The following is a 13,945-nucleotide window of genomic DNA, read 5'->3' as shown; positions in this document are numbered from 1 at the left end:
TAATATAGTGTGCTTTAAAGGATAATAACGAAAGTAAGAATTTGTCAAATAAGTTACATTTTTTTGATCTTGTTAGGTTTTTTCCTAACATCTGGTTATTATGAATACAGAAAACACACTTTTAAAAGCACAAAGTCCCGCAGCGCTTGCCGAAGAATATATTGTAAAAAGTATTTGGAGTAATGTATTTCCTGCTGGTAAAAATTTGCCTTCAGAACGGGATCTCGCCGATAAAATCGGAGTAACCCGTACGACATTACGAGAAGTTTTGCAACGCTTAGCACGAGACGGTTGGTTGACTATTCAACATGGTAAACCAACCAAAGTAAATAATATTTGGGACACTGCAAACCCCAGTATTATTGAAACCTTGATTACCCTTGATCAAAATTCCGCACCGCTCATTATTGATAATATGTTGTCGTTACGTAGCAAAATGTCGGAGTTTTATATTTATGAAGCGGTGAAAAACTCCCCGCAACAATCTGCCATGTTATTTAGTGAATTGAGCGAATTAAAAAATTCGGCGGAAGATTATACGGAGTTTGATTATTGTATCTTTCGCCAATTTACCGTACTGGCAAAAAAACCTTTTTACCGTTTAATCTTTAACAGTTTGAAAGGGGTATATCAGAAAATTGGGCTGCTGTTTTTCAGTTATGAAAAACACCGTGAATTGGCGAAGCAGTTTTATCTCGAATTACAAAAAATTTGTCAAGAAGGCAACGCAGATGCCGTGGTGGACTGTATTCGTAAACATAATCTAAGATCGGCAACTCATTGGCGTATGATTTTAGAACATCTGCCTCAAAATCTTTCCGATTAATCATCAAAAGTGCGGTTAAATTAATCGTACTTTTTACATATATCTTTATATCTTATGCGCATACCTCGAATTTATCATCCTGAATCCCTTGAAAATCAAACTCAGTGCCATCTTTCTGACGAGGCGGCAAATCATGTCGGTCGAGTGTTGCGGATGGTTGAGGGCGAGCAAATAGAGTTATTTGACGGCTCTAATCATATTTATCCGGCACGGATTATTGAATCGGGCAAAAAAAGAGTCAAAGTTGAGATTTTAGGATCTGAATTTGTCGATAAGGAATCAAATCTCAAGATTCATTTGGGGCAGGTCATTTCTCGTGGCGAGCGTATGGAATTTACCATTCAGAAGTCAGTAGAGTTGGGCGTGAATGTCATTACGCCGCTTTGGTCGGAACGCTGCGGGGTGAAATTAGACGGCGAGCGTATGGATAAAAAAATTCAACAATGGCAAAAAATTGCTATTGCCGCTTGTGAGCAATGCGGTCGTAATGTGGTGCCCGAAATTCGACCGCTAATGAAATTGCAGGATTGGTGTGCGGAAAATGACGGCGCACTAAAGTTGAATTTACATCCTCGTGCCCAATATTCGATTAAAACCTTGCCGAATATGCCGACGGCGGGCGTGCGTTTGTTGATCGGTTCCGAAGGCGGTTTATCGCCACAGGAAATTGCTCAGACGGAGCAGCAGGGTTTTACTGAAATTTTATTAGGAAAGCGTGTATTGCGTACTGAAACCGCCTCTTTAGCGGCAATCAGCGCATTACAAATTTGTTTTGGAGATTTAGGTGAATGATGGAATTACAAGGAAAATTGTTAATTGCAATGCCTCATTTGGAAGATTATTTTCAGCGGACGGTAATATTTATTTGTGAGCATAACGATCAGGGTTCTATGGGATTAGTCATCAACCAACCGACTGATTTAAGCATTGCAGAACTTTATTCCAAACTGAATTTTATGATGAAAAATGACCGCACTTTTGATGATGCGATGGTGGTGGCAGGCGGTCCTATGCATACGGAACGCGGTTTTATTGTTCATAAAAAAACAGCAAATGATTTTCAACATAGCTACAAGATAACGGAGAATCTTTTTCTTACAACCTCTGCCGATGTTGTAGATACTTTCGGTGCATTGCAAGCGCCGGAAAAATATTTAGTGGCATTAGGGTGTTCAAGTTGGTCAGCCGGTCAGTTAGTGAAAGAAATCGCAGATAACGCTTGGTTGGTTGTGTCATTGGATGAAACCATTTTATTTGATACGCCTTACGAAGAACGTTATCTTGCGGCAAATCAATTGTTAGGTATCAATTTGCATAATTTTGCTCCGGCACAAGTGGGGCATAGTTAATGGGCATTACCGCACTTGCTTTTGATTTTGGCACAAAAAGCATCGGATGTGCCGTGGGACAGAGTATTACCGGTACGGCACAGGCTTTACCGGCTTTTAATGCGCGAGACGGTATTCCAAATTGGGAAAATATCGAAAAATGCTTAACGGAATGGAAACCCGATCTTGTTGTTGTGGGGCTTCCGTTGAATATGGACGGTACGGAACAGGAATTAACATTGCGGGCGAGAAAATTTGCTCATCGCTTAAACGGGCGTTTCGGCGTTAAAGTCGTATTCCAGGATGAGCGCTTAACCACAACTCAAGCACGTAGTGAAATCTTTGATCGCGGCGGTTTTCGAGCATTGAAAAAGGGCAAAGTGGATGGCATTTCCGCTTGTTTAATTTTAGAAAGCTGGTTTGAAAATAATCCGGATTTTTGATGAAAAATCGGGTTTAAATAGGATACTTCAAAGACCTAATCAAACCAAATAACACTCGCCATTCTGCCTGTTTTTCCGTCTCGTCGATAAGAGAAAAACAGGTCTTTCTCATTAAATGTGCAATGATCCCCGCCCGAAATTTCTGTAATCCCCAATTTATTTAAGCGTTGTCTGGCAATCTGATAAAGATTACCGAAGTACTTGCCTTGTACGGAAGAATCGGTTCGGAAAGCGGTTTCTGCAATCGGGTCAATGCGTATAAATTGTTCAAGGACTTCACCCCCTACCTGAAATGCGTTCGGTCCGATAGCGGGGCCAAGCCAAACGATAATATCTTGTGCTTGAGCTTTAAAACATTTTACCGTTTCCTCTAATATCCCATCACATAATCCACGCCAGCCGGCATGAGCCGCAGCCACTTCATTGCCTTGACGGGTAGTGAACAATACGGGCAAGCAATCGGCGGTCATTACGGTACACACTTGATTGGACTGTCGGGTATAGACCGCATCCGCATTAAAATTATTGCCGGAATAAGGGAGTTGGATAACCTCAGTGCTATGAGTTTGAGTGAGAAATAACGGCGGTTGCGGTAAATTGAATTTTTCCACTAATAAAGTGCGGTTAGTTTTGACCGCACTTTTTTCATCATCAACGTGATCGCCTAAATTAAAACTATCAAACGGTGCAGCACTCACTCCCCCTTGGCGTGTCGTTGTAAACGCGTGGATATTGGAGGGTGCTTGCCAATTGGGAAAAATCGCCTGCATATTAATAATCCAAACTGTCTTTGTGTTCAAGATAATCTGTTTTTAGCGCATTAAGCAATTCGACAAAATCCTCCGGTAGAGGGGCGTGCCATTCCATCATTTCACCGGTAATAGGGTGGGCTAAACGTAGCATAACCGCATGCAAAGCCTGACGTTTGAAATTACGCAATACTTCCATAAAATTTTCACTGGCATTTTTGGGTGGGCGAGGGCGACCGCCATAAGTTTGATCGCCTAATAACGGGTGGGCGATGTGTGCCATATGAACGCGAATTTGATGGGTTCTGCCCGTTTCCAAACGTAAGCGTAAGCGGGTATAGTTACGAAAGTTTTCCATAATGCGGTAGTGGGTTACTGCCGGTTTTCCCATTGGATGAACCGCCATAAGTGTACGCTTAGTCGCATGGCGTGCCATCGGTTGATCGACCAAGCCACCTTTGGTCATAATGCCTAGGGCTACGGCTTCGTATTCACGGGTAATTTTTCGTTTTTGTAAATCTCGCACCAATTTTGTTTGGGCGGGTATAGTTTTTGCTACGACCATTAAGCCGGTAGTGTCTTTATCTAAACGATGCACAATACCTGCACGTGGTACTTCGGCAATTGGCGGGTAGTGGTAAAGAAGAGCGTTTAATACCGTACCGTTTGGGTTGCCCGCACCAGGGTGAACGACAAGATCTTTGGGTTTATTGATAACGATAATGTGCTCATCTTCATAGACGATATTAAGTGGGATATTTTCAGGCTCAAAGCGTGTTTCGTCTTCTATCTCAACGATGATTTCGATATGCTCGCCGCCCAATACTTTTTCACGGGGAATATTGGCAATGCAATTGTTGATTTTCACCAGATCCGCTTCAATCCAAGTTTTTAGACGTGAGCGGGAATATTCGGGGAACAACTCAGCAAGAGTCTGGTCTAAGCGCTGTCCGATTTGTTCAGGTTGTACCTCTGCCGAAAGGGTAATTTGTGGCATAAAATTTATCTCAATAAGTTTAAAAAGTTGGCTTATTTATTAATGTTCTATACAATGTCGGCTAATTGTATCTTATTTATTGGTTTTCGTAAAAATTAAGGAAAAAAACAATGCGTAAAATGAAATCATTGGCTTTGCTTGCGGTAGTATTTGCTGTGATCGGTTGTTCAAGCGGTAAACAAGAAGTCGAGCAATTATCGGTAGATGAACTTTACAATAAAGGTGCGAGTTCTTTACAGGAAGGCGGTTATTCCGAAGCTATTCGTTATTTAAATGCGACCACGGAACGTTTCCCGGGAAGTACATATCAAGAACAAGCAATGTTGGATCTCATTTATGCAAACTATAAATCGCAGGATTACACAGCCGTATTGGTGACGGTAGATAATTTCTTAAACCAATTTCCACAAAGCCCTAATCGCGATTATGCGGTGTATATGGCAGGTCTCACTAATGTTGCAACGGCGGATAATGCTATTCAGGATTTCTTTGGCATCGATCGTGCAACGCGTGAAACAACCTCTTTAAAAACCGCATTTTCAAATTTCCAAAGTTTAGTACGCGCATTTCCTAATAGTCCTTATGCACAAGATGCCTTAGCCCGTATGGTGTATATTAAAGATTCTTTAGCACGCCATGAATTGGAAATTGCTAAATTCTATGCAAAGCGTAATGCGGATGTTGCGGTGGCAAACCGTATTGTAGGAATGCTGCAATTATATCCTGACACGCAAGCGACTTATGAAGGTTTATTCTTAATGCGTGATGCGTACCAAAAAATGGGGCTGGACACTTTGGCAAATCAAACCCAACAAATTATTGATGCAAATAAGGATAAACAGTTTGCAAAAGTAGAAAGACCGGAAGAACCGGAATTGGTTGTTCCCACGGCAACAAAATAATTAATAAAAACCCCGATACTGATGTCGGGGTTTTCTATACATAAAATACCTTAAGATTTAACCGCACTTTGGGAAACGAAAGTGCGGTTTTATTTAGCAATAAATTTCTTGTACGACAAATTGCATAGCATGGCGTTCAAATTGCTTTTGTTTACGATGTTTTAATCGTTTTAAACGTAAGTTACGTGAAGTGGAGATATCGCGTGATTTTATTTTCTTCAAAAAGGTTTTGCGTTTTAACATATTACTCTCCTATTCTGGTTTATTTTCCATGATATTGTCAGAATCGTTGTTGTTCTGATTTCCTTGAACCCGATGGTAATTCACAATACTTTTCATATAGCGGCGGATATTTTCCACATATTGGTAGGCTTCATAGCCACGGGCATAACCATATTTTAGATTATTATAATGACGTTTTTCTGACAGTAAGGGTAAGTTATTTTTTACATCCAGCCAATTATCCGGATTTCCCCCTAATTTTTTTGTTAAGCGACGTACATCCAACACATGGCCCAATCCCATATTATACGCGGCGAGAGCGTACCAAATGCGATCCTCTTGTGTAATGCTGTCGGGTATTTGGCTCAATAACCAATGTAAATAATCCGACCCTGCTTTGATACTTTGTTCCGGATCCGTTCGATTGCTGATTTTCATTCGTTCCGCCGTATCTTTGGTGAGCATCATCATTCCCCGCACACCGGTAGGTGAGGTGGCATCAGGGTTCCAATGGGATTCCTGATATGCCATGGCTGCCAACAAACGCCAGTCTAATGTGCCTTTGTATTTTTCAAAGATCGGTTGATACTGGGGGAGCGTTTTTTCTATGGCATTTAAATAGGCACGGCTATCGACATAATCGAATTGGGCGATATGACGGAAATATTTCTCTTCAATACGATCAATTAAACCGGTGTCTAATGCATTGTTCATAAAATCTAACAAACCGGCTTGTAGTTCATTATAAGAATTATTGGCGAGATACCAATGAACCGTCGCTTCATCCGTTACATCAAAGGCGATCGCAAGATTGGGACGGATTTGTTGCGTCGTGGCGACATCAATGGAGTTAGCAATCGTGTAAGGAATCTTACCTTCTGCCACTTGAATTAATAATTCTTCTTGAGTGAGTTGCTTGTTATTTTTCCACTGTAAATTAGGGAATTGTTTCTTAAATTGAGTCAATAACTCATTGAGTTCTTCTCCACCGGCGATGGTGATTTCTTGTTGTATTTGGCTTAAATCTTTTGGTCGATTTTCCCCTTTTTTATAGACTAATTGCCAAGACGCAGAGGTATAAGCCGGCCCGATTTGGAACTGTTCCGCACGGCGGGGGTAAAAAAGTAAATTGGCGGCGGCAAAATCAATTTGGTTATTGGCGAGCGCATTAAAAAGTGAATCCGTATTTTCAAGGGTTTTAATTTCAAGCGTTACGCCTAAATAATCAGCAAAATTTTTTGCTAATTCGTATTCTAAACCGGATTCCCCTTCAGGGCCGATCAAATAATAAATAGGGTTGTTGATTGTTCCAACAATAAGGCTGCCTCGAGATTTAATTGCCGTATAATGATTTTCTTCCGAGCGCATTATTTTTTGCCAAGGAAACACCATATCAATCGCCCAAAGTAGCAGCGCAAGCGCAGCGATAATACGTAAAAATAAACCTTTCAAATATATGTTCCTATTTATAAGAGTACCAAATAGCTAATTTATATCCGATGAATGATACCAGCGATTGTTCCGGTTTGTATCATCATATTCATCAAGTAGATGGCATTTAAAATCAATGGAATCAAAGATTTCATTGAGAAATTTTTGTGTTTTATTCATACTGGAAACTACTTTATCATCATAGTTTGCTTCATTATCATAATTTAATTTTTCATAGATGTGAATTTCCAACAACCAAGCACAATTTTTATATTGTTCTTCCCGCCATTTCCTCGCTAAGTCTTGATTGGGAATAATAGCAATGAATGTTTTCATTTCTTTATTTAAATTCCAATAAAAATGCTTATATTTAAAAGGTAAATAACTTTCCAAAAGAGTAGATTTGCATTTTGTGAAGGTTCTATTGTGTGTTTTAAAGTAGGCTTGAATTGGTTTTATTAACCTGCTTTCATCTTTTGCTACGCTTTGAATGGCCCAATAACTGTGATTTTTAAAATTCATTTTTTTATCCTTAATAGAAAGGGTAGGGATATATCCTATCTCTACCCTTTAATATTAACTATTAACTACGGCGACCTCTTCGAGGTTTCTCGTTAAAAGTGCGGTTATTTTTTTCACTAAATTTCCGCCCGCCGCGATCACCATTATCGTTACCACGACCTTTCCGTTTTCCTCCGAAATCATCACGTTCGCGTGAGTTTTCAGCTTTTACCTCGCCAAGGAATGACATTCTCATTTGCTTGTTTAGCACTCGGGTTTTGCCGAATTGTTGAAGCAATTCTTTTGGCATACCTTGTGGTAATTCCACCGTGGTGTAGTCATCATAAAGTTTAATATGACCGATATAACGACTATTAATATCGCCTTCGTTTGCAATTGCTCCGACGATATGACGAACTTCAACACCATCCATTCTTCCGACTTCAATACGATATAAATCCATCGGTTGCGGATTGCCGTAACCTTTTCGTTCACCGCGACGCTCTGCCGAACGAGGATTTTCGCGACGCTCACCACGATCACTACGGCGACGTTTTTCCATTGGCGGATCCGGTGGAAGAATCAGTTTTTGCTTGCCTTGTAGTAACATTAGCATAGCTGCCGCAATATCTTCTTGATCTTGATCCGCGGTAAATAAATCTTCTAACAGGCTACGATATTGTTCTAAATCGTGATGTTCAAGTTGTTTGGTGATTTTCGCCACAAATTTTTTACGGCGGCATTCTTGCAATATTAAATGATTCGGCAGTTCTACTTCATTAATCGGTTTTTTCATCAAATGTTCAATATTGCGGAGTAAACGGCGTTCCCGAGACTCTACAAACAACAATGCACGACCGGAACGACCGGCACGACCAGTACGACCGATACGATGCACGTAAGATTCAGCGTCAAGCGGAATGTCGTAGTTCACGACAAGGCTGATTCGTTCAATGTCAATACCGCGTGCAGCAACATCCGTTGCGACAACAATATCAAGACTGCCGTTACGTAAGCGATCAAGGGTTTGCTCACGCAGTTGTTGGGTCATATCACCGTTCAGTGCGGCAGAACGGAAACCGTTTTTCTCTAATAGCTCGGTAATATCCAATGTGCCTGTTTTAGTACGGGCAAAGATAATGGCGGCATCAAAATCTTCCACTTCTAAGAAACGAAGCAGTGCTTCATTTTTACGCACACCGTGCACATACCAACAACTTTGTTCAATATCCGGCGCATTTTCGTTATTAACTTTAATCTTCACTTCTTGCGGATCATTCATAAAACGCTTGGTGATACGACGAATCGGTTCCGGCATTGTGGCAGAGAAAAGGGCAGTTTGATGATGTTCCGGTAATTCGGCCATTACCGTTTCAACATCGTCAATAAAGCCCATGCGTAGCATTTCATCAGCTTCATCTAACACGATGAAGCGAAGTTCGGATAAATCTAACGTGCCACGACGAATATGATCAAGGATACGCCCCGGCGTACCTACGACGACTTGTGCACCTTGTTTTAATGCGCGTAATTGAATGTCATAGCGTTGCCCGCCGTAAAGGGTAACAACACGTATGCCCTGTATATGTTTTATAAATTGATCGCAGGCATCCGCCACTTGAATGGCAAGTTCACGTGTCGGAGCCATTACTAACATTTGAGGGTGTTTTGCTTCAGTATTAATTTGAGCCAGTAAAGGCAATGAGAAAGCTGCAGTTTTACCACTGCCAGTTTGTGCCATACCCAACACATCTTTGCCGTTGAGCAAGTGAGGGATACAGGCTTGTTGAATTGGAGAAGGTGTTTCAAAACCTAGGTCAGAAACGGCTTTTAAGATGAACTCAGGCAGCCCTAAGTCATTAAAAGTGATTTTTTCAGTCATTAAAATACTCGAATATAAAAAGGAAAGCTCAATAGGGCCTTCGGTTTAATTGTTGAACACCAAGAATAAATTATCCTCAATGTAAAGTGCGGTCTAAAAATTTCCTGTTTTTGTCACCGCACTTTTTACTTCTTTTTCCTGTTCTGTTTGAGCCGGTTTTAATTTCATTAGCTCAAAAGAGGCAAAACGATACTCAACAAAGTCATAAACCTGATTCGCCATAGCCAGTTTAAATAAAGCTGCCGCTTCATCAACCAGCCCTACATTGAGTTTTTGTTTTGCTAGATAAAAATAGGTTTCTGTGAGAATTTCAGCGTATTGTTGTACGTTTTCAGCGAATTTGCCGGCACGTTGCTGTAATTCTTCCAAAGAAATGTGTCCTAAGTAGTATTGAACGATATTTGTACCCCAGAAGTCCTTTGACAGCCCTTTTGCTCGTTCGACAAGGTTTTTACGGGCTTCTTGCGGTTTTAATTTTTGTTCGTTCAAATACAACCATAAAACACGATAAGGATCAGTTGTATCGGCTTGGTAGAACTGTAAGAAATCCTGTTCGGCAAGATTATAACGTCCTACATAATAAAAATTTAAACCACGATTAAGGTGGGTGTAATTATAACTTGGATCTAATTCAAACACGGCATTGAACGTTTCCAATGCGCCGTCATAATCTTCCTCAAGCAATAAATAAAGCCCTAAATAATTATACACGGCCGCCATTTTCGGCTGCAATGCAAGGGCTTGAGTAAAATCGTAACGAGCCAGCCCCCATAAACCGAGGGAGTCATACAGAACGCCGCGTTCAAAATGCAACAAAGCACGTTCTTCATTACTCATTTTTCCAACCAATAATACTTGGCTAATCCGTACAATCATCACTTCTTGTTCAAAGTGTGAATTCGGGTTTTGCTCAGCAAGTATTACGTGATTTTTAGATACAAAAGTGCCTCTATACTGGACACAGCCGGCAAGAAACAATATCGCGCATAAGCCAAATAAATAGGCTAAATAATGGCGGGATAATCGAAAACACTGCATTGGCTTTCTTCTTGTGTACTAATATTTGTTGGAAACAACCAAACTTGACGGAATTTACCGTCAAGTTTTGATTTATCAAGATTATTCTTGTTCTTCGCTAGAATTTTCTTGGATTAGTTCAGCTTCTTGTTTTGGTACAAGGTCTTTCATCGTTAAGCGAATACGACCCTGACGATCGATTTCCACCACTTTCACACTAACCTCTTGACCTACTTGAAGATAATCGCTGACTTTTTCAACGCGTTCTTCGGCAATTTGTGAAATATGGACTAAACCTTCTTTATTGCCGACAATAGCAACGAATGCACCGAAATCAGCCAAGCGGCTTACTTTACCTTTATAAATTGCACCGGTTTCAACTTCCGCCACAATTTCTTCAATACGAGCCATCACATTTTTTGCCGCATTATTATCGACTGCGGCAATTTTTACCGTACCATCATCGTCAATATCAATTGACGTACCGGTTTCTTCGGTTAATGCACGAATTGTCGCTCCGCCTTTACCAATTACATCTTTGATTTTTTTCGGATCAATCTTCATTGTGTGAATACGCGGTGCGTAGTCGGAAATATCTTCACGCGGAGCAGGAATTGCTTGTTCCATCACACCAAGAATGTGCATACGTGCGCTTTTCGCTTGGTTTAAAGCGATTTGCATAATTTCCGGTGTAATCCCTTCAATTTTGATGTCCATTTGAAGTGCGGTCACACCTTCACGTGTACCTGCTACTTTAAAGTCCATATCGCCAAGGTGATCTTCATCACCCAAAATATCGGAAAGTACAACGAATTTTTCTTCTTCTTTCACGAGCCCCATAGCGATACCGGCTACTGCTGCTTTAATCGGTACACCGGCATCCATTAAGGCAAGAGAAGCACCACATACGGAAGCCATAGAGGAAGAACCGTTAGATTCGGTGATTTCGGATACGACACGTACTACATAAGGGAACTCTGCAAGGCTTGGCATCACCGCAGCTACCCCGCGTTTTGCTAAACGTCCGTGACCGATCTCACGACGTTTCGGTGAACCGATCATGCCGGTTTCGCCGACAGAGTATGGCGGGAAGTTATAGTGGAATAAGAAATGATCGGAACGCTCACCGGTCAATTCATCAATAATTTGTGCATCACGCTCAGTACCAAGAGTTGCAACCGCTAATGCTTGGGTTTCACCACGGGTGAAAATTGCTGAACCATGGGTACGCGGTAATACGCCTGTGCAAATATCTAAAGCTCGAACTGTATCTACGGTACGACCATCAATGCGTGGCTCGCCGGCAATGATACGACCGCGTACGATTTGGCTTTCAAGTGCAGTGAAAATATCAATGATTTTGCCTTCACTGATTTCCTCGTCTTCTGCAGTAATTTGTGCGATAACATCAGCTTTAATCGCATCAATTTGCTCATAGCGAGTTTGTTTTTCTGTAATACGGTACGCATCACCTAAACGTGCTTCCGCAATGACTTTTACTTTATTGATTAAATCGGTATTTGGTTCAGGAGCTACCCAATTCCAACGAGGTTTACCGGCTTCTGCTGCAAATTCTTTGATCGCTTCAACCACAACTTGTTGTTGCTGATGACCGAATACTACGGCAGACAGCATTTGTTCTTCCGTTAAAATATCGGCTTCGGATTCCACCATTAATACGGCTTTATCCGTTCCCGCCACGACTAAATCCAAACGGCTTTGTTTTTGTTCCGCCATGGTCGGATTCAATACAAATTGATCGTTAATAAAACCAACGCGTGCTGCGCCGATTGGACCGTTAAACGGCACACCGGATAAAGATAACGCGGCAGAAGCACCAATCATCGCCACTAAATCAGGGCTAATTTGCGGATTGACGGAAACAACGGTTGCTACGACTTGAATTTCATTGAAGAAACCTTCCGGGAATAATGGACGGATAGGACGATCGATTAAGCGGGCAATTAAGGTTTCGCCTTCGGATGGACGACCTTCACGCTTGAAAAAACCGCCGGGAATACGACCGGCAGCATAAGTACGCTCTTGATAGTTAACGGTTAACGGGAAGAAATCTTGGCCTTCTTTCACATCTTTTTTAGCCACAACGGTAACGAACACACTGGTGTCGTCCATACTAGCCATCACTGCGGCTGTGGCTTGGCGAGCAATCGCACCGGTTTCTAACGTGACGGTGTGTTGCCCGTATTTAAATTGTTTAACAATTGGATTCACAATGTTTTCCTTTGATTTTGATATTAAAACAACGCTTTATTTTCCAGATTGCGACTAGCAAAAGAAATCTTTGAGAAAATTATTCACAAACCCGTTTACCCATCTTTATACGTGGTATTAGCAAAGCTAAAGTTCAAAAAACGTTGTTTTTTGTGACCGCACTTTTGCGAAAAAATTTCTTTTGTTAGCCGCACGCTAATACAGAAAATAAAACTTGTACATTATACAGATGTTTTGATGTGATTGGTAACTTTATTTCATACCACCAACTTGTTATGATAGGTCAATTTTCATTCAGGCATCATAAGGAGGAAATATGATTATTAGTAGCCTAACCAATCCGAATTTTAAAGTGGGTTTACCAAAAGTGATTGTAGAAGTGTGCGATTATCTCAATACATTAGACCTAAATGCATTAGAAACCGGTCGCCACGATATTAACGATCAAATTTATATGAACGTGATGGAGCTGGAAACCTCCGAATCAAGTAGCAAAAAAGCGGAATTACACCATGAATATTTAGATGTGCAAGTCTTAATTCGAGGAACGGAAAATATTGAAGTCGGAGCAACCTATCCGGATTTAACAAAATACGAAGATTACAATGATGCTGATGATTATCAACTGACTGCAGAGGATATTGAGAATAAATTTACGGTTACATTAACGCCTAAAGTGTTTGCCGTATTCTACCCTTACGAACCGCACAAGCCATGCTGTATTGTGAATGGGAAATCGGAAAAGATTAAAAAATTAGTTGTCAAAGTACCGATTAAATTACTTTGATTTTATATAAAAGTAGCACTCTATCGGAAGGGCGCTACTCCTATCATATTCGCTTAGTTTCTTTCTATCGCTTTTGGCGCAGATTTCAGTTAAATAGTTTCAAAAAAGTTGCATTCTGATCTTGATTTTCTTATATTAGCACTTGACTTCGTTTAGGAGGATTTATCTAATCATGACGAGCAACGAGCAACGAGCAACGAGCAACGAGCAACGAGCAACGAGCAACGAGCAACGAGCAACGAGCAACGAGCAACGAGCAACGAGCAACGAGCAACGAGCAACGAGCAACGAGCAACGAGCAACGAGCAACGAGCAACGAGCAACGAGCAACGAGCAACGAGCAACGAGCAACGAGCAACGAGCAACGAGCAACGAGCAACGAGCAACGAGCAACGAGCAACGAGCAACGAGCAACGAGCAACGAGCAACGAGCAACGAGCAACGAGCAACGAGCAACGAGCAACGAGCAATTAGCTACTAGAACTGCATCGGAAAAAAGAACAGAACACAGGGATAATTTAATTATCCCTGTGTTCTGTTCTTTTTTTTAGATAAGGGACAGAGTGCTGCTTAGAGAATGCTAATTTTGATCCGTTAATAAAGTAAATTTATCGGAACAATTTTAGCT

15 protein-coding genes are annotated in these 13,945 nt (G+C 41.1%); 6 read left to right on the top strand and 9 right to left on the bottom strand.

The annotated features are described in order from the left end of the window. Positions 1-100 precede the first annotated feature (100 nt). The 4 genes from fadR to ruvX are packed head-to-tail and all read left to right on the top strand — an operon-like array spanning position 101 to position 2,597. Positions 101-826 carry a fatty acid metabolism transcriptional regulator FadR gene (fadR, locus tag PNEUHYL_RS03725; RefSeq protein WP_059365923.1) on the top strand — a complete coding sequence of 242 codons (726 nt, stop codon included), beginning with the start codon at positions 101-103 and terminating at the stop codon, positions 824-826. Between the two features lie 54 nt (positions 827-880). Continuing rightward, positions 881-1,618, top strand: coding sequence for a 16S rRNA (uracil(1498)-N(3))-methyltransferase (gene rsmE, locus PNEUHYL_RS03720; RefSeq protein ID WP_059365922.1), 738 nt, complete (start codon positions 881-883; stop codon positions 1,616-1,618). Beyond that, entirely contained in the window at positions 1,615-2,175 is a 561-nt protein-coding gene (locus tag PNEUHYL_RS03715; RefSeq protein ID WP_059365921.1) for a YqgE/AlgH family protein, read from the top strand. Before rsmE ends, PNEUHYL_RS03715 begins: the two co-directional genes overlap by 4 nt. Further along, positions 2,175-2,597, top strand: a complete 423-nt coding sequence (gene ruvX / locus PNEUHYL_RS03710; RefSeq protein ID WP_059365920.1) for a Holliday junction resolvase RuvX — start codon at positions 2,175-2,177, stop codon at positions 2,595-2,597. The genes PNEUHYL_RS03715 and ruvX overlap by 1 nt, the downstream gene beginning before the upstream one ends. Before the next feature lie 35 nt (positions 2,598-2,632). On the opposite strand, the gene pgeF is transcribed toward ruvX, so the two are convergent. Both pgeF and rluD read right to left on the bottom strand, forming a co-directional pair. Beyond that, the gene (gene pgeF / locus PNEUHYL_RS03705) at positions 2,633-3,367 is read right to left on the bottom strand and encodes a peptidoglycan editing factor PgeF (RefSeq protein WP_059365919.1); all 735 of its coding nucleotides are present in this window, start codon (positions 3,365-3,367) and stop codon (positions 2,633-2,635) included. 1 nt (position 3,368) lies between these two features. Further along, on the bottom strand, positions 3,369-4,343 hold the full coding sequence (gene rluD / locus PNEUHYL_RS03700) for a 23S rRNA pseudouridine(1911/1915/1917) synthase RluD (RefSeq protein ID WP_059365918.1): 975 nt from the start codon (positions 4,341-4,343) through the stop codon (positions 3,369-3,371). Between the two features lie 110 nt (positions 4,344-4,453). On the opposite strand from rluD, the gene PNEUHYL_RS03695 reads away from it, so the two are divergent. After that, a complete protein-coding gene (locus PNEUHYL_RS03695; protein WP_059365917.1) occupies positions 4,454-5,245 on the top strand; it encodes an outer membrane protein assembly factor BamD in 792 nt (263 codons plus the stop codon). 93 nt (positions 5,246-5,338) lie between these two features. Here the strand turns inward: PNEUHYL_RS03695 and PNEUHYL_RS13400 are convergent, their stop codons facing one another. The 6 genes from PNEUHYL_RS13400 to pnp all read right to left on the bottom strand — a co-directional run bounded on the left by PNEUHYL_RS13400 (position 5,339) and on the right by pnp (position 12,530). Next, a complete protein-coding gene (locus PNEUHYL_RS13400) occupies positions 5,339-5,488 on the bottom strand; it encodes a hypothetical protein (protein ID WP_164703639.1) in 150 nt (49 codons plus the stop codon). 9 nt (positions 5,489-5,497) lie between these two features. After that, the gene (mltF, locus tag PNEUHYL_RS03690; RefSeq protein ID WP_059365916.1) at positions 5,498-6,919 is read right to left on the bottom strand and encodes a membrane-bound lytic murein transglycosylase MltF; all 1,422 of its coding nucleotides are present in this window, start codon (positions 6,917-6,919) and stop codon (positions 5,498-5,500) included. A gap of 33 nt (positions 6,920-6,952) precedes the next feature. Beyond that, on the bottom strand, positions 6,953-7,420 hold the full coding sequence (locus PNEUHYL_RS03685; RefSeq protein ID WP_059365915.1) for a hypothetical protein: 468 nt from the start codon (positions 7,418-7,420) through the stop codon (positions 6,953-6,955). Positions 7,421-7,481: 61 nt separating this feature from the next. After that, positions 7,482-9,281, bottom strand: coding sequence for a DEAD/DEAH box helicase (locus PNEUHYL_RS03680; RefSeq protein WP_059365914.1), 1,800 nt, complete (start codon positions 9,279-9,281; stop codon positions 7,482-7,484). A gap of 93 nt (positions 9,282-9,374) precedes the next feature. Then, the gene (gene nlpI / locus PNEUHYL_RS03675; protein ID WP_059365913.1) at positions 9,375-10,319 is read right to left on the bottom strand and encodes a lipoprotein NlpI; all 945 of its coding nucleotides are present in this window, start codon (positions 10,317-10,319) and stop codon (positions 9,375-9,377) included. An 81-nt stretch (positions 10,320-10,400) separates the two neighbouring features. Further along, on the bottom strand, positions 10,401-12,530 hold the full coding sequence (pnp, locus tag PNEUHYL_RS03670) for a polyribonucleotide nucleotidyltransferase (protein ID WP_059365912.1): 2,130 nt from the start codon (positions 12,528-12,530) through the stop codon (positions 10,401-10,403). A 316-nt stretch (positions 12,531-12,846) separates the two neighbouring features. Between pnp and nanQ the strand changes: the two genes are divergently transcribed. Beyond that, on the top strand, positions 12,847-13,317 hold the full coding sequence (gene nanQ / locus PNEUHYL_RS03665) for an N-acetylneuraminate anomerase (RefSeq protein WP_059365911.1): 471 nt from the start codon (positions 12,847-12,849) through the stop codon (positions 13,315-13,317). A gap of 170 nt (positions 13,318-13,487) precedes the next feature. On the opposite strand, the gene PNEUHYL_RS13395 is transcribed toward nanQ, so the two are convergent. Further along, positions 13,488-13,787 carry a hypothetical protein gene (locus PNEUHYL_RS13395; RefSeq protein ID WP_164703638.1) on the bottom strand — a complete coding sequence of 100 codons (300 nt, stop codon included), beginning with the start codon at positions 13,785-13,787 and terminating at the stop codon, positions 13,488-13,490. Positions 13,788-13,945 lie beyond the last annotated feature (158 nt).

Origin of the sequence: Rodentibacter caecimuris, assembly GCF_001019715.1 — a bacterium.
Lineage (GTDB): Bacteria > Pseudomonadota > Gammaproteobacteria > Enterobacterales > Pasteurellaceae > Rodentibacter > Rodentibacter caecimuris.
Note: the sequence above shows the minus strand (reverse complement) of the source record. Positions and strands in the feature narration are given on the sequence as shown.